The sequence below is a fragment of the Pseudomonas sp. D2002 genome (assembly GCF_013385735.1).
Classification (GTDB): domain Bacteria; phylum Pseudomonadota; class Gammaproteobacteria; order Pseudomonadales; family Pseudomonadaceae; genus Aquipseudomonas.
On record NZ_JACAPL010000009.1, the window covers coordinates 387,477 to 403,866 of the forward strand.

Sequence of the window (16,390 nt, forward strand, 5' to 3'; positions counted from 1 at the left end):
TCCCACATTGTATCGCGTTGAGCTCCTAAGCTTTATTCCGCGGTCGGCGCAGGCTGGATGGCGAGCTGGTCAGCCAGGCGCACGAACGCAGCCAGGTCCAGTTGCTCGGGGCGCAGGCTGCCATCGACGCCGGCGGCCTCGATCTCGGCGTTGCTCAGCAAGGCCTTGAGCGTGTTGCGCAGGGTCTTGCGGCGCTGGTTGAACGCTTCACGCACCACACGCTCCAGCAGTTTGTGATCCTTGGCCGGGTGCGGCAGCACGGCGTGAGGCACCAGGCGCACGATGGCCGAGTCGACTTTCGGCGGCGGGTTGAAAGCCCCAGGGCCGACGTTGAACAGGTGCTCTACGCGGCAATGGTACTGAACCATGATCGACAGACGGCCCCAATCACCTCCGCCAGGGCCCGCCGCCAAACGCTCAACCACCTCTTTTTGGAGCATGAAGTGCATGTCGCGGATGATCCCGGCGTTGTTCAGCAGGTGAAAAATCAGCGGCGTGGAGATGTTGTAAGGCAGGTTGCCCACTACCCGCAGGCTGTTGGGCGCGGCATTGAGGCTGTTGAAGTCGAACTTCAGCGCATCGCCCTGGTGCAGGTTGAAATTGGGTTTACCGGCGAACTGCTGGTTGAGGATCGGGATCAGGTCCTTGTCCAGCTCCACTACGTCGAGTTGCCCGCCACTGGCCAACAGGCCTTGGGTCAAGGCGCCCTGGCCCGGGCCGATTTCCAGCAGGCGGTCTTCGGGCTTGGCGTGGATGGAGCGCAGGATACGGTCGATGACGCCAGCGTCGTGCAGGAAGTTTTGCCCGAAGCGCTTGCGCGCCCGGTGTTGGTAATGCTCAGTCATATACGGGTCTCGGCCATCTGATAGGCGGTTTCCAGGGCCACGTGCAGGCTGCCGGTATCGATCTTGCCGCTGCCCGCCAGGTCCAGGGCTGTGCCATGGTCGACGGAGGTACGGATGATCGGCAGGCCCAGTGTCACGTTGACTGCGGCGCCAAAGCCTTTGTATTTCAGCACGGGCAGCCCCTGGTCATGGTACATCGCCAGCACTGCGTCGCAGTGCTCCAGATACTTGGGGGTAAACAGAGTGTCCGCAGGCAGTGGGCCACGCAGGTCCATGCCTTCTTGGCGCAGGCGCTCTAATGTCGGTTCAATAATGTCGATTTCTTCATGGCCCAAATGACCGCCTTCACCGGCGTGCGGGTTAAGCCCGCAGACCAGGATGCGCGGCTGGGCAATGCCGAATTTCTGTTGCAGGTCGCTGTGCAGGATCCGTGTAACGCGCTCCACGCGCTCGGCGGTGATGGCGTCGGCGATATCGCGCAACGGCAGGTGCGTGGTCACCAGGGCCACGCGCAGGCCGCGTGTGGCCAGCATCATCACAACTTGGGCGGTGTGGGTCAGCTCGGCGAGGAATTCGGTGTGGCCGGAAAAGGCGATACCGGATTCGTTGATCACGCCTTTGTGCACCGGGGCGGTGATCATGCCGGCGAAGTCGCCGTCGATGCAGCCTTGACCGGCGCGCGTCAGGGTTTCCAGCACAAATGCCGCATTGGCCTTGTTCAGTTGCCCGGCAACCACCTTGGCTGCAAGCGGGGTGTCCCAAACGTACAGGCTGCCCGCAGGTGCTGGCAGGTCGGGCCAGTTGCCCGGCGCCACGTCCAGCAAAGTGACAGCCACACCCAGCTGCGCGGCCCGCTCAAGGAGCAGGTCGCGGCTGGTAATGGCAATCAGGGGGTGTGGCTGAGGGTGCGAGGCGAGCAGCAGGCACAGGTCTGGACCAATGCCGGCCGGCTCGCCGGGTGTTACCGCGAAACGCTGGGGTTTCACTGTGCTGCCTGGTCGGTGCCTGTTTGCTCGGCGCCTGGCAGCTTGATTTCTACGTAGGCTTCGTCACGGATCTGACGCAACCAGGTCTGCAGCTCTTCATCGTATTTGCGGTTACGCAACACGGTCAGTGCTTGTTGCTCGCGGGCCTGAGTGGTGTTGTCGGTGGCGCGACGGCCAAGGACTTCCAGTACATGCCAGCCATATTGGGTCTTGAACGGCTTGGACAGAACGCCTTGCGGCGTATCGGCCATCACTTGCTGGAACTCAGGCACCAAGGCTTTCGGGTCGATCCAGTTCAGGTCGCCACCGTTGAGGGCCGAACCTGGGTCTTCCGAGAAGCTCTTGGCCAGGGTGGCGAAGTCTTCACCGCCTTCGATGCGGTCGTAGATCTTCTGGGCCAGTTCCTTGGTTTGCGCCTCGGTACGGATTTCGCTTGGTTTGACCAGGATGTGACGAACATGCACTTCGTCTTTCAGCGAGGTCTCGCCGCCGCGTTTACCCAGCAACTTGAGAATGATGAAACCGCCTGGCGTGCGTGCTGGCTGGGTGATTTCACCTGGCTGCATGGCGCTCAGTTCGCGGTCAAACGGAGGTGGCAATTGCGCGGCTTTACGCCAGCCCATGTCACCGCCGTCCAGGGCGTTGTCGCTACCCGATACGGCAATCGCCGTTTGGGCAAAGTCTGCACCGGCTTTCAGGCGGTCATACACGGCCTGGGTTTTTGCGGCGGCTGCATTGAGCTGCTCGGCGTTGGCGCTGTCCGGTGTCGGGATCAGGATGTTGGCCAGGTGCAGTTCTTCAGAAAGCTGCATCTTGCCCAGGTCCGATGCCAGGAAGTTCTTCACTTCCTGCTCGGACACCTGAACTCGCTCGGCCACACGGCGCTGACGCACACGGCTGATGATCATTTCGCGGCGGATCTGGTCACGTGCGTCCTCATAGGACAAACCGTCGTGAGCCAGAGCGGCGCGGAACTGGTCAATGCTCATGTTGTTGCGCTGAGCGATGGTGCCAACAGCCTGGTTCAGCTCTTCGTCCGAGATACGGATGCCGGAACGATCGCCGATCTGCAGTTGCAGGTTTTCAACGATCAGGCGTTCCAGCACCTGTGGGTCCAGCACGCTGGTGGGCGGCACGCCGCCACCACGTTTGGCGATGGTTTGCTGAACTTCCTTGACCCGTTGGTCCAGTTGGCTCTGCATGATCACGTCGTTATCGACGATGGCCACTACCTTGTCCAGCTGTTGAACCGCAGCGTGTGCCGATACGGTTCCCAGGAACAGCGCGCCCAGCACTAGCGGGCGCAAGCAATCAGAAAGCTTGGTCTTCACGTTCACGATAACCTTCAATGCCTTTGTCGAGGAAGCTCTCTACCTTGGCGCCGGTCAGGCCGCCGAGTCCTTTGAGGACGATCTGGAAGAAGAGCCCGTGGTCACCCTTTTCGTTAAGCGGGGCGATCTGGCTGTATTCGTCGTTGGAAACCCAGTAACGGTTGATGACGCGCAGTTTCCAGCAGCAGTTGTCGTACTCGAAACCACCGAAGGCTTCCAGGGTACGGTTGCGGGCATAGTCATACTGCCAGCGGGTGATCAGGTTCCACTGAGGAATGATCGGCCACATCATCGAGAAGTCGTGTTGCTGGATTTTGTAGTAATCCTTCACGAAGTTCGCTTGGCCCGGAGTGCCGTAGTCGCCACCGAACTGCCATTTGCCGGTCAGCTGGTTGTACACAACCTGGTCGTTGCGATAGCGGTAACCGAGGTTGACAACCTTGTTGGGGTTATCTTCCGGCTGGTAGTGGAACATCGCGCTGCCGGAGCGAGGGCTGTGGCTTTCGGTGTCCCAGTTGTAATCGGCAGTGGCGCGCCAATCACGGTTGAAGCGGAACTCGTAGTCCAGCGCGATCGGCGACACATCGGTATTTGCGTCGGCGCGGTCGGAAGCCAGGATACCTGGCAGTTGAACCTGGCGATCCTTGAAGTACAGCGCCTGGCCCACGGACACGCGTTGACGCTCGAAGCCGTTCTCTTCGATCCAGCGGCTGGTCACGCCCAGGGACAGCTTGTTCTCGTCGCCGATCCGGTCGTTGCCGCTGAAGCGGTTGTCGCGGAACAGCGAGGCATAGCTGAACGAGTATTCGCTGGAGTCGAATACCGGGATATCGCTCTGGTCCTTGTTCGGGACATAGAGGTAGTAGGCACGCGGTTCCAGGGTCTGGCGATAGTCTTTGCCGAACCAGTTGGTGTTGCGGTCGAAGTACAGGCCGCTGTCTACGCTGGCGATCGGAATGGCGCGGTCTTGGGAGCTTTTGAAGGTACCGCCGGCGTATTGAGTGCCCGCTGCAACTGCTGCCGCCTGTTGCGCGACGATCTGGTCCTTACCGGTGCTGTCCAAGTCAAGATCGTACTTGGTGTAGACATACTTGAGCTTCGGCGTAATAAAACCGTAGGTCCAGTTCATCGGGTATTCGACGGCTGGAGCAACGTTCAGGCGAGTGCCGTTTGCACGGGTCAGGCCGGTTACGTATTCGTCCAGGCGTTTATCACCGATAGCAACACCGTTCGCATCGAACGGACCACCGTCCTTGTCGAAAATGGTGCCGCTTCTGAGGTCCCGGTCAAACCGGACGGCTTCAGTCTCGTAGGTAAAGTTCACGCCAGCCGGGTGGTACGGCAACATCCCGTTGAAGGTGATCTGCGGTAGCCGGTCATACGGAGTGATCTGGGAAATCGTCGCCAGTTGGTACGCCTGCAGGTTCAAACGAGCCTGGTAGCTGTCGCCGCGATAGGTCACGGAGCCCTGCTGGTTGACGAAGTCCTGGGTCTGGATGCCTTCCTGGTAGGACTTCAGGTCCTGGTAGTAGAAAGGATCGCTGATCTTGGTGTAATCGACCTGGGTCGACAGACGCGAATCCAGCCCGCCCTTATGCTGCCAGTTGAGCATGTAGCGAGTTTTTTCGTAGTCGGTCTGTTTTTTCCGCTCGTCGCTGTCGTCGTTCAGGTACGCGCCGCCGAACTGGCCTTCGCTGGATTTGGTGAGGTAGCGGAATTCGCCTTCCATCAACAAGCCGCGCTTGGTCATGTACTGCGGGTACAACGTGGCGTCGTAGTTCGGTGCCAGGTTGAAGTAGTACGGCGTAACGAGCGTGAAGCCGGTTTCGCTGCCGGTGCTGAAGCTCGGCGGCAGGAAGCCGGATTGACGACGGTCGTCGATCGGGAAATAGATATACGGGGTGTACAGGATCGGAATATTCTTGATCCGCAACGTCGCGTTGGTCGCCGTACCGAAACCGGTGGCCGGGTTCAACGTGATGTTGTTGCCTTTGAGCTGCCAGGCGTTGCTGTCCGGCTCGCAGGTGGTGTACGTACCGTCCTTGAGACGGATGATCGCGTTTTCGGCACGCTTGGCGTACAGCGCGTTACCGCGGATACGCGACTTGTGCAGCACGTATTCGGCGTTGTCGATCTGTGCGGCGCCGGTGTCGAGCTGGACCTGGGCATGGTCGCCCACGATCAGGGCGCCGTTGTCGCGCAGACGGACGTTGCCGTTCAGCTCGCCACGGTTCTCGGCCTGATACAGGCTGGCTTCCTGAGCCTCCAGCTGCATGCTGCCCTGGCGCATGACGACGTCACCGGCCAGGGTTGCCACTTGCTGTTCCTGCTCGTAACGAGAGGCCTTGGCACCGATAAAGGTCGGCGCATCGCTCTTGTTCGTCTTGTCGTTCATGCCAGGACGCATCGGCTCGATGTACGCGCCGGAGCAATAAGGACCGGTTTCGGCCAACTGGGCTGCGGTCAGCTTCTCGCGAGGCACCCAGTCCAGGTGGCTGTAGTCGGCGCTGCGCGCACGCAGGCCGCGGCCCTTGGCTTCGGTGACCAGCGCGGTCTTCGGTTCGGCCTCGGCGCTGCCGCCAGCCTCGGCTTGCGCCGTGCTGTTGGCCGAGCTGACGGCTGCGCCGTCATGCACCGGGCGTGGTGGCAACGGGGCTGCGGCCGTTTTTGGCGCGCAATCCCAGGCACCCGAAGCAGAGACTGAGCAGTCATACTGTTCCGCGGCGACCACGAATGAGGTGGCGAAAGGTTGCATGGCCAGCAGACTGCCGGTTACCAGCAACGGAAATTTTCTACGAAACGCGGGGGATTTCAATGCCATCTTATTAGTCCGGGCTTCCTGCGTGCCATCTGCCCGCGGTTTGGGCCGCACGCCTCTCGATGGTCTGAAAAAGATGCGTGATAATAAAGCATGACCCGCTTGACGGCTAGCGCCGTCGGAGACCCTTGTAATGCCCGAGCAAGATCTACGTTTACAACAGCTGAAAGTCTGGCTGGATGAGCAGTTGCCGATCCTTTTCAACGCTCAGGACTGGGGTGCCGTACCACCGGCCACATTGACCGCAGCCAGCAGCGACGCGAGTTTCAGGCGTTATTTCCGCTGGGAGGGCGGCGGTCGAACCTTCGTCGTAATGGACGCGCCACCCCCCCAGGAAAACTGCAAACCTTTCGTCGATATCGCTGATTTACTCGCGAAATCAGGAATAAATGTGCCAAAAATTTATGCAGAAGATTTGCCGCGCGGCTTTCTTTTGCTTAATGACCTGGGCAGAAAAACCTATCTGGACGTGATTGACGAGCAAAACGCCGACCCATTGTTCGCCGATGCCATCGATGCGCTACTGGCTTTTCAGCAATTGCCGATGGACACGCCGCTGCCCAGCTATGACGTCGCGTTGCTGCGCCGTGAGCTGGAACTGTTTCCGGAATGGTACGTTCGCCGGCATTTGGGTATCGAGTTTGATGCACAGCAGCAGGCTTTGTGGCAGCGCGCCAGCGATCACTTGATCGACAGCGCCCTGGCCCAGCCTAAAGTGCTGGTGCATCGCGACTATATGCCGCGCAACCTGATGATCAGCGAACCGAACCCTGGCGTGCTGGATTTCCAGGACGCGGTCTACGGCCCAGTCACCTACGACATCACCTGCCTGTTCAAGGACGCGTTCCTCAGCTGGCCGAAAGCGCGCGTACGCGAGTGGCAACGTGGCTATTGGGAACGTGCCGGGCAACTGGGCATTCCCGTGCAGGCCGATTTCGAAGAGTTCCAGCGCGCCAGTGACCTGATGGGCGTGCAGCGTCACCTCAAGGTCATCGGCATCTTCGCGCGCATCTGCCATCGCGACGGCAAGCCACGCTACCTGGCCGACGTACCGCGCTTCTTTGCTTATATAGAAGCAGTGCTGGCAGACCGCCCTGAGTTGGCCGAGCTGGGCGAACTGTTTGCCAGCCTGAGCGAACCCGTCGAGGCGGGCGTATGAAGGCCATGATCCTGGCGGCGGGCAAGGGCGAGCGGATGCGTCCGCTCACGCTGCACACGCCCAAGCCGCTGGTGCAGGCGGGTGGCAAGCGGCTGATCGAGTATCACCTTGAAGCGCTGGCCAAGGCCGGTTTCAGCGAAATCGTGATCAACCATGCCTGGCTCGGCCAGCAGATCGAAAGCTACCTGGGCGACGGTGCGCAGTTTGGCCTGCGTATTCAGTATTCGGCCGAAGGCGAACCGTTGGAAACCGGCGGCGGGATTTTCCAGGCCTTGCCGTTGCTGGGCGACGAACCGTTCCTGGTGGTCAATGGCGATATCTGGACCGACTACGACTTCACCCAGCTGCGCCGGCCGCTTCAAGGCCTGGCCCATCTGGTGATGGTCGATAACCCGGCGCATCACCCTTCAGGCGGCGATTTCTACCTGGACCAAGGGTTGCTTCATGATGCAGCGCCCGGTGCCGATAACCTGACCTTCAGTGGCATTTCAGTGCTCGACCCGCAGTTGTTCGCGGGTTGCAGTGCCGGTGCCTTCAAGCTGGCGCCGCTGTTGCGGGCGGCGATGGCCAAAGGTCTGGTAACGGGGGAACACATGGCGGGACGCTGGATTGATGTCGGCACGCTGGAGCGCCTGGCGCAGGTCGAAACCTTGCTGACTGCGGAGCAATAAGATGTTGTGGCCAGGGACACTGATTGGTGCCGGGGCTGGCTTTGCCATTGCCAGTATTCCGGGGGCCTTGTTGGGGGCATTGCTGGGGCAGGCGTTGGATCGTCGCCTGCAACTGCAAAGCTGGGCGCAGCTGCGCGAGCGCCTGGGCGGGCGCCCGGCGCTGCGCAACGATGAATTGTTGTTCGTGTTGTTGGGGCGCCTGGCCAAGAGTAATGGCCGAGTGGTGGACGGGCATATCCAACAGGCGCGCCAGGAAATGCGTTCGCTGGACATGACGGAGTCCGCCCAGCGCCGGGCAATTACTGCATTCAATCGGGGTAAATCCGGTTCCGACCGAGTGCGCACTTATCTGCGTGTGCTCAAGGCTCAGCCCCATGCCGCGGAAGGTGTGTTGCGTGCGTGTTGGCGCATGGCCTGGGCGGATGGCAAAGCGGATCACGCCGAACGCGACTTGATCGACCTGTGGGGCAAGTGGCTCGGCTGGACGCCACAACAGTTGCAGGCGCTGGCGGCCGATTACGTGCAGGAACGCAAGCCATTGGCCACTCGCGGCGGAGCCTATCAGGACGCGATGCGGATTCTGGGGGTAACGTCGACTACCGAGCCGACCGTGATCAAGCGTGCCTATCGCCGCCTGCTCAGCCGCCATCACCCGGACAAAATAGCCGGCACAGGTGCCAGCCCCGCTCAAGTGCGCGAGGCGACCGAGCGAACCCGCGAGCTGCATAACGCCTACGCGTTGATTCGCGAGCGCCGGGACTTTCGCTAGCCATCACAATCTTGAATTGATAACCCACTCCATTGTGGGCGCGGGCTTGCTCGCGAATGCGGTTTTTCAGTCTACAAATCATTGGCTGACCCACCGCATTCGCGAGCAAGCCCGCTCCCACATGGGTTCTGCGGCGTTCTGCAAGTGTGCGATTACTCAGCAGCAGCCTGCGGGCTCAACCACCCGCGAACCCGCCGGTACAACTGCTCCTGCTCAGCCGAACTGTTGCCGGGCAAGGTCTTGAGTGACACCTGCTTATAACCCTCATTCTTGCCACGCTTGGCAGCCTGGACCCGCGCCAGTGCGTTTTTGCGCTCCAGGGCACCGTCTTGGTAAAAGACATCCGCCGTCGGCACTTTCAGCGCCGGGGCCAGTTGTTGCAGGTCCGGTTGCCGGGCAGCAGGCGTCTTACCGGCCACCATTACAAACTTCTGCACCTGGGACGGTTGTTTCTCACTCAGGTAACGCGCCGCCCACCAGGCGCCCGTGCCATGGCCGAGCAGCACCACGCTGCGTGCGCTTTGGGTTTGGGCGAAGGCCACGGCGGCGTCGATGCGGTCGAAAATGCGCTTGGCGTCGGTCTTGTCCTGCTCATCGGCGCCCGGCACCACCGCCGGGTCGGTGCCTTCGGCTTCGGCGCTGGCGGCTTGCTCAATCGGTTTGGCGGCGGTGCTGCCGTCCTTGCTGCTGGTGTCGACGGCGGCTTTAGGCGATTCCATAACGCGCGGTGGCAAGGTGTCGACGTTCACGTCCGGCAGCGACAGGCTCAGCGTGCCCCAGTTGGCGTCAGGCAATTTTCGCCGCAGCGGTGCGATTGCTTGCGGCCAGTCAGCACTTTCGCCGGCGCCCGGCACAATAATCACCACGCCTTCGGGCTCGGCGCTGTTGGCCGGTTTCCACAAGGCCAGGAAGGAGTCGCTGCCGGCCTGCAGTTGTTGCTGCTCATGCTGCGGAATTTGCCGCTCAAGGGCGCTGGCTTCTTCCTGGCTGCGCTCGGGCAGCGGTTGGCGTTCAACCGGTTTTTCGGCGGCGGGCGCGGGGGCGTCGGCGGCCTGAACAGAAAAGGCGCTGGTAAATAGCAGCGACAGGCACAATGCTGGCAGTGCCGAACGGTGGATAAAGGGCATCGTTAATTCCCGGCCAGAAGTGATTCCAGCAGCCTAATGGGTTGGTCAGTATTTGTCAGTGATGTGAGACGTGGATCATGGGTTTTCGCTGTCTGCTGGTTATCGGCTGTCTGTGCTTTGCCTTGATGGCGAATGCCGCGCCTGCGCCTGCCGCACCGCAAGCGCAGCTCAATGCGCAACAGCGTGAGTGGCTGGCGCAGCACTCGCAATTGCGTGTGGGCCTGGTATTGCAGGCCCCGTACGCACAATACGATCGTCGCCTGCAGCGCTTGTCCGGGGCCAATGTGGAGTTGATGCAGTGGCTGGCCAAAGCGCTGAATATCGAGCTGACCTGGCGCAACTTCCCCAGCCAGGAGCAGTTGGAAGCCGCCGTGCGCGACGGCGAGGTGGATATCGCCCCGGGCCTGCAACAAACCCCGGCCGGCTTGCGTCTGTGGCTGTTCACCGACCCTTATATGCGCGTGCCCCAGCATATCGTCGGGATCCGCGAGGGCGGCGGTGCGGTGGAACTGGAAAAACTCGATGAGTTGTCCCGCGTGGCCGTGCGCATGCCCAGCGCGGTGGCCGATTACCTGCGCAGCACCTATCCCAACCTCAACCTGCAAGGCGTGCCCATGGAGCGCCAGGCCCTGCAATTGTTGGTGAGCCAGCAAGCGCGTTATGCCGTGGTGGATGAGGCACAGTTGAGCCGCTTGTCCGGTGAGGCCGAGTTTGCCGGGCTGGCGGTGGTCGGTGATATCGGCTTGCCGCAGTTGCTGCGCGTGGCCACCCGTCGTGAGTGGCCGGAACTGGCGAGCATCATGCAAAGCGCCTTGCGCGCGATACCCGCCCGCGACCTCGATCAACTGCACAGTCGCTGGCTGCAACCCAAATACCCACGGCTGAGCGAATCTCCGGGCTTGTGGCAAAACCTCAGCCTGCTCTTGGCGATGTTCTTGCTCGCCAGCCTGGCGGTGGTGTTTTGGCAGCGCCGTCAGCAACGCAGTCTGGAACACGGCTTGCTGGCGGCCCGCGAAGAAAGTGCCGCCCGCGCCGCCGGTGCCGAAGCATTGCGGCTGACGCAGTTCTCTATCGACCAGAGTACGGTCGGCATCCTGTGGGTCAATTGGGACAGCCATGTGCGTTACGCCAACCGTGCTGCCGAAACCATGTTGGGCTATGCCCCTGGCGCATTGATCGAGCGACCGCTGATCGAGGTCGACCCGACCTTGAACATGGACCGCTGGCTCAATGTGTGGAAACGCGCGCGTGCCAGCGAGGACGGCCCGCAAACCTTCGCCACCGATTGCGTGCGCGCCGACGGCAGCATCCTGCCGGCTGATGTGTCATTGAGTTTTCTGCGTTTTGCCGACGGCGAATACCTGGTGGTCTACCTCAACGACGTCACCGAGCGCCGCCGTTACGTGGCGGCGTTGCTGCAAAGCGAAGCACAGTTGCGCGAGCTGTCGGCTCACCTGGAAACCGTGCGCGAAGAAGAAAAGGCGCGCATCGCCCGTGAAGTGCACGATGAGCTTGGGCAGATGCTCACAGTGCTCAAGCTGGAAACCTCAATGTGCGAGTTGGCCTATGCGCAGCTGGACCCAGGCCTGAACGAGCGCCTGCACAGCATGAAGCGCCTGATCGCCCAGCTGTTCCAACTGGTCCGGGATGTGGCCACCGCACTGCGCCCGCCGATTCTCGACGCCGGCATTGGCTCGGCCATCGAGTGGCAGGCCCGTCGCTTTGAAGCCCGCACGCAAATCCCTTGCCTGGTGCAAGTCCCGGATAACCTGCCGGCCCTCAGTGATGCCAAGGCCATCGGCCTGTTCCGTATCCTGCAGGAGGCGCTGACCAATGTGATGCGCCATGCCCAGGCGCATACTGTCGAGCTGACGTTGAGCGTTGAAGGCACCGAACTGCGGTTGACCATCAGCGATGACGGCGTCGGCTTCATCGAAACCCAGGGCCGCCCGGTATCTTTTGGCGTGGTGGGTATGCGCGAGCGCGTGCTGATGATGGGCGGCCGATTAAGCCTGCACAGCGAATTGGGCGAGGGCACCACCTTGAGTGTCACGGTGCCGTTGGATGCATAACGATAAGAGGAAGCCCCTGTGATTCGCGTATTGGTAGCCGAAGACCACACCATTGTCCGTGAAGGCATCAAGCAATTGATCGGCCTGGCCAAAGACCTGTTGGTGGTCGGCGAGGCCAGCAATGGCGAACAGTTGCTGGAAACCTTGCGCCATGTGCCGTGCGAGGTGGTGTTGCTGGATATCTCGATGCCCGGCGTGAATGGCCTGGAAGCGATTGCGCGGATCCGGGCACTGAATAACCCACCGGCGATTCTGGTGCTGTCGATGCACGATGAAGCGCAAATGGCCGCCCGCGCGCTGAAGGTCGGCGCGGCGGGGTATGCGACCAAGGACAGTGACCCGGCGCTGTTGCTCACGGCGATTCGCAAGGTCGCGGCGGGCGGGCGTTATATCGACCCGGACCTGGCCGACCGCATGGTCTTTGAAGTTGGCCTTACCGATACGCGGCCCCTGCATTCGTTGTTGTCGGAGCGCGAGTTCTCGGTGTTCGAGCGTTTGGCCCAGGGCGCCAACGTCAACGATATCGCCCAGCAGTTGGCGCTGAGCAGCAAGACCATCAGCACCCACAAGGCGCGGTTGATGCAAAAACTCCATATCACCTCCCTGGCCGAGCTGGTGAAATACGCCATGGAGCACAAACTCTTATAACCCCATTGATCGTTCCCACGCTCCGCGTGGTAACGCCTCTTGTGACGCTTTGCGTCACGCTTTGGGACGCAGAGCGTCCTGGGCTGCATTCCCACGCGGAGCGTGGGAACGATCATCCTTCTGACGCTGCGCGTATCTGTTTACGACATAGGCTTTGCCGGCAGACGCTGACGATTGCCGCCGCACTGTTCTGTGCCCGCCATCGGTGTAGGGCGATCCCTACCCCAAACCTTCCATCCGGCTGATGTGATTCTCTCCTGGCCCCCGATTTTCGGGGGCTCGCGCCTGGACTACGCTTGTTCCACAGCAGTCCAAAACAAAAAGGTGCGGGTATGAGCGAGGTGGATTCAAATGATGTGCTGGTCAGCTTTCGTGGCGTGCAGAAGAGCTACGACGGCGAGAACCTGATCGTCAAAGACCTCAACCTGGAGATTCGCAAGGGCGAGTTCCTCACCCTGCTCGGGCCGTCCGGTTCGGGCAAGACCACCAGCCTGATGATGCTCGCCGGTTTCGAGACGCCGACCGCCGGGGAAATCCTGCTGGCCGGGCGCTCTATCAACAACGTGCCGCCGCACAAGCGCGACATCGGCATGGTGTTCCAGAACTACGCGTTGTTCCCGCACATGACCGTCGCCGAGAACCTGGCCTTCCCGCTGTCGGTACGCGGCTTGAGCAAGACCGACGTCAGCGAGCGGGTCAAACGTGTATTGAGCATGGTCCAGCTCGATGCCTTCGCCCAGCGTTACCCGGCGCAACTCTCCGGCGGCCAGCAGCAGCGTGTTGCGCTGGCGCGGGCGCTGGTGTTCGAACCGCAACTGGTGCTGATGGACGAACCCCTCGGCGCCCTCGACAAGCAACTGCGCGAACACATGCAGATGGAGATCAAGCACCTGCACCAGCGTCTCGGCGTGACCGTGGTGTACGTGACCCACGACCAGGGCGAAGCGCTGACCATGTCCGACCGCGTGGCCGTGTTCCACCAGGGCGAGATCCAGCAGATCGCCGCGCCACGCACCTTGTACGAAGAGCCGAAAAACACCTTTGTCGCCAACTTTATCGGCGAGAACAACCGCCTCAATGGTCGGCTGCACAGCCACACCGGCGAGCGTTGCGTGGTGGAGCTGGCGCGGGGTGAAAAGGTCGAGGCACTGGCGGTGAATGTCGGCCAGATCGGCGGCCCGGTGACTCTGTCGGTGCGCCCGGAGCGCGTCAGCCTCAATGGCTCCAGCGAATCCTGCGTCAACCGCTTCTCTGGACGGGTGGCGGAATTTATCTACCTGGGCGACCACGTGCGTGTGCGCCTGGAAGTCTGCGGCAAGGCCGATTTTTTTGTGAAACAACCGATTGCCGAGCTGGACCCGGCCCTGGCGGTCGGCGACGTGGTACCGATTGGCTGGCAAGTCGAGCACGTTCGCGCACTCGACCCACTTCTAGAGGCGAATTAATCGCCCCATGGCTTCACCAACCCTGCACGTGGAGAGAACAACAATGTTGAGATCCCTTAAATATTCCGCCCTGGTCATCGGCTTGATGGGCGCGACACAGGCCATGGCAGGCCCGGACCTGACGGTCGTGTCCTTTGGCGGCGCGAACAAGGCGGCCCAGGTCAAGGCCTTCTATGCACCATGGGAAAGCGCGGGCAACGGCAAGATCGTCGCCGGTGAGTACAACGGTGAAATGGCCAAGGTCAAAGCCATGGTCGACACCAAGAGCGTGTCCTGGGACCTGGTGGAGGTGGAGTCGCCGGAACTGTCCCGTGGCTGCGACGAAGACATGTTCGAGCCGCTTGACCCGAAACTGTTCGGCAATGGCGCCGACTACGTCAAGGGCGCGATTCAGCCCTGCGGCGTGGGCTTTTTTGTGTGGTCCACCGTGCTGGCGTACAACGCCGACAAGCTGACCACTGCACCGACCAGTTGGGCGGATTTCTGGGACACCAAGAAATTCCCGGGCAAGCGTGGCCTGCGCAAGGGCGCCAAGTACACCCTGGAATTCGCCTTGATGGCTGACGGCGTGGCGCCGAAGGACGTGTACAAAGTGCTGGCCGGTAAAGACGGCCAGGACCGTGCGTTCAAGAAGCTGGATGAACTCAAACCGTCGATCCAATGGTGGGAAGCCGGTGCACAACCGCCGCAATACCTGGCCTCGGGTGACGTGGTGATGAGCTCGGCCTACAACGGCCGCATCGCCGCCGTGCAAAAAGAAAGCAACCTGAAAGTGGTGTGGAACGGCGGCATCTACGACTTCGATGCCTGGGCCATTCCTAAAGGCCTGGCCAAGGACCGCGCCGAAGCGGCGAAGAAGTTCATCGCCTTCTCGGTGCAGCCGCAGCAGCAAAAGACCTATTCGGAAAACATCGCCTACGGCCCGGCGAATACCCAGGCCGTGCCGTTGCTGGCCAAGGATGTGCTCAAAGACATGCCGACCACGCCGGAGAACATCGCCAACCAGGTGCAGATCGACGTGAGCTTCTGGGCGGATAACGGCGAGCAGTTGGAGCAGCGCTTCAATTCCTGGGCGGCCAAGTAACCAGCAACACCGCTAATTCCCTGTGGGAACCGGTAAGTGTGGGAGCGGGCTTGCTCGCGAATGCAGTGTGACAGTCAACACATGAGGGGGCTGATCCACCGCATTCGCGAGCAAGCCCGCTCCCACACAAGCCCGTTCCCATGTGAGATCCGCGTTGTTGGGCAGAGTGCTTTCATTTTCAAGTTCCGGAGTTTGCCATGGTTATCGCCATTCCCAGCCCCACCCTCAAGCAGCGCCTGGCGCGTGCCGAGCGGCTCAATCGCTGGAAGGCCCAGGCCTTGATTGCGCCGCTGGTGCTGTTTTTGCTGCTGGTGTTCCTGGTGCCGATTGTTGCGCTGCTCTACAAAAGCGTCGGCAACCCGGAAGTGGTGGGCGGCTTGCCGCGCACCGTGGTGGCGGTCAAGACCTGGGACGGCCGTGGCTTGCCGGGCGAGCCGGTGTACCAGGCACTCAGCGAAGACCTGGGCGAAGCGCGCAAAAACCAGACCCTGGGCGACCTGTCCAAACGCTTGAACATGGAACTGGCCGGCTACCGTAGCCTGCTGACCAAAACCGCGCGGGCGCTGCCGTTTACCGACGCGCCGGCCTCTTATAAAGCAGCGCTGGAAAGCCTCGACGAACGCTGGGGCGACCCGGCGTACTGGCAAGCGATCCGGCGCAACACCAGCAGCCTCACGCCGTATTACCTGTTGGCGGCCGTCGATCACCGCATTGATGACCTCGGCGAAGTGGCTCCGGCCACGCCGGACCAGGCGATCTACCTGGACATCTTCGCCCGCACATTCTGGATGGGCCTGGTGATCACCTTCGTGTGCCTGCTGCTGGCGTATCCATTGGCCTACCTGCTGGCCAACCTGCCGGCGCGCAAAAGCAACCTGCTGATGATTCTGGTGTTGCTGCCGTTCTGGACCTCGATCCTGGTGCGGGTGGCGGCCTGGATTGTGCTGCTGCAATCCGGCGGCCTGATCAACAGCGCGTTGATGGGCATGGGCCTGATCGATAAACCCCTGGAGCTAGTGTTTAACCGTACCGGGGTCTACATCTCGATGGTGCACATCCTGTTGCCGTTCATGATTCTGCCGATCTACAGCGTGATGAAAGGCATCTCGCCCACTTACATGCGCGCGGCGATTTCCCTGGGCTGCCATCCGTTCGCGAGTTTCTGGCGTGTGTATTTCCCGCAAACCTATGCCGGTGTCGGCGCCGGTTGCCTGCTGGTGTTCATCCTGGCGATTGGTTACTACATCACCCCGGCGCTGCTCGGCAGCCCGAACGACCAGATGGTCAGCTACTTCGTGGCGTTCTACACCAACACCAGCATCAACTGGGGCATGGCCACGGCGTTGGGCGGCTTGTTGCTGCTGGCGACGGTGGTGCTGTACCTAATCTACAACCGGCTGGTAGGCGCCAGTCGCCTGCGCCTGAGCTGAGGAGA

13 protein-coding genes are annotated in these 16,390 nt (G+C 61.4%); 8 read left to right on the plus strand and 5 right to left on the minus strand.

The window, feature by feature from the left end:
* Positions 1 to 32 precede the first annotated feature (32 nt).
* The 4 genes from rsmA to HX783_RS19520 are packed head-to-tail and all read right to left on the minus strand — an operon-like array spanning position 33 to position 5,983.
* Positions 33 to 845 (minus strand): 16S rRNA (adenine(1518)-N(6)/adenine(1519)-N(6))-dimethyltransferase RsmA, encoded by an 813-nt coding sequence (rsmA, locus tag HX783_RS19505; RefSeq protein WP_122736002.1) that lies wholly within the window; start codon positions 843 to 845, stop codon positions 33 to 35.
* Positions 842 to 1,831: a 4-hydroxythreonine-4-phosphate dehydrogenase PdxA gene (gene pdxA / locus HX783_RS19510; RefSeq protein WP_159960359.1), complete on the minus strand. Its 990-nt coding sequence runs from the start codon at positions 1,829 to 1,831 to the stop codon at positions 842 to 844. Before pdxA ends, rsmA begins: the two co-directional genes overlap by 4 nt.
* Entirely contained in the window at positions 1,828 to 3,162 is a 1,335-nt protein-coding gene (locus tag HX783_RS19515; RefSeq protein ID WP_177017949.1) for a peptidylprolyl isomerase, read from the minus strand. Before HX783_RS19515 ends, pdxA begins: the two co-directional genes overlap by 4 nt.
* Positions 3,143 to 5,983, minus strand: a complete 2,841-nt coding sequence (locus HX783_RS19520) for an LPS-assembly protein LptD (RefSeq protein WP_177017950.1) — start codon at positions 5,981 to 5,983, stop codon at positions 3,143 to 3,145. The genes HX783_RS19515 and HX783_RS19520 overlap by 20 nt, the downstream gene beginning before the upstream one ends.
* 130 nt (positions 5,984 to 6,113) lie before the next feature.
* On the opposite strand from HX783_RS19520, the gene HX783_RS19525 reads away from it, so the two are divergent.
* The 3 genes from HX783_RS19525 to HX783_RS19535 are packed head-to-tail and all read left to right on the plus strand — an operon-like array spanning position 6,114 to position 8,579.
* Positions 6,114 to 7,139, plus strand: a complete 1,026-nt coding sequence (locus HX783_RS19525) for an aminoglycoside phosphotransferase family protein (protein WP_159960354.1) — start codon at positions 6,114 to 6,116, stop codon at positions 7,137 to 7,139.
* Complete coding sequence (murU, locus tag HX783_RS19530) at positions 7,136 to 7,810, plus strand: N-acetylmuramate alpha-1-phosphate uridylyltransferase MurU (RefSeq protein ID WP_159960353.1); 675 nt, start codon at positions 7,136 to 7,138, stop codon at positions 7,808 to 7,810. The genes HX783_RS19525 and murU overlap by 4 nt, the downstream gene beginning before the upstream one ends.
* A 1-nt stretch (position 7,811) precedes the next feature.
* Entirely contained in the window at positions 7,812 to 8,579 is a 768-nt protein-coding gene (locus HX783_RS19535; RefSeq protein ID WP_177017951.1) for a TerB family tellurite resistance protein, read from the plus strand.
* Between the two features lie 152 nt (positions 8,580 to 8,731).
* On the opposite strand, the gene HX783_RS19540 is transcribed toward HX783_RS19535, so the two are convergent.
* Positions 8,732 to 9,706 carry an alpha/beta hydrolase family protein gene (locus HX783_RS19540; protein WP_177017952.1) on the minus strand — a complete coding sequence of 325 codons (975 nt, stop codon included), beginning with the start codon at positions 9,704 to 9,706 and terminating at the stop codon, positions 8,732 to 8,734.
* Positions 9,707 to 9,783: 77 nt separating this feature from the next.
* Between HX783_RS19540 and HX783_RS19545 the strand changes: the two genes are divergently transcribed.
* The 5 genes from HX783_RS19545 (at position 9,784) to HX783_RS19565 (ending at position 16,385) form a co-directional block, all read left to right on the plus strand.
* Entirely contained in the window at positions 9,784 to 11,778 is a 1,995-nt protein-coding gene (locus tag HX783_RS19545; protein WP_177017953.1) for a histidine kinase, read from the plus strand.
* 18 nt (positions 11,779 to 11,796) lie between these two features.
* On the plus strand, positions 11,797 to 12,426 hold the full coding sequence (locus HX783_RS19550) for a response regulator transcription factor (RefSeq protein ID WP_049711271.1): 630 nt from the start codon (positions 11,797 to 11,799) through the stop codon (positions 12,424 to 12,426).
* 332 nt (positions 12,427 to 12,758) lie between these two features.
* Positions 12,759 to 13,871: an ABC transporter ATP-binding protein gene (locus HX783_RS19555; RefSeq protein WP_159960346.1), complete on the plus strand. Its 1,113-nt coding sequence runs from the start codon at positions 12,759 to 12,761 to the stop codon at positions 13,869 to 13,871.
* Positions 13,872 to 13,914: 43 nt separating this feature from the next.
* Positions 13,915 to 14,955 carry an ABC transporter substrate-binding protein gene (locus tag HX783_RS19560; RefSeq protein ID WP_159960344.1) on the plus strand — a complete coding sequence of 347 codons (1,041 nt, stop codon included), beginning with the start codon at positions 13,915 to 13,917 and terminating at the stop codon, positions 14,953 to 14,955.
* A gap of 197 nt (positions 14,956 to 15,152) precedes the next feature.
* The gene (locus tag HX783_RS19565; RefSeq protein ID WP_159960342.1) at positions 15,153 to 16,385 is read left to right on the plus strand and encodes an ABC transporter permease; all 1,233 of its coding nucleotides are present in this window, start codon (positions 15,153 to 15,155) and stop codon (positions 16,383 to 16,385) included.
* Positions 16,386 to 16,390 lie beyond the last annotated feature (5 nt).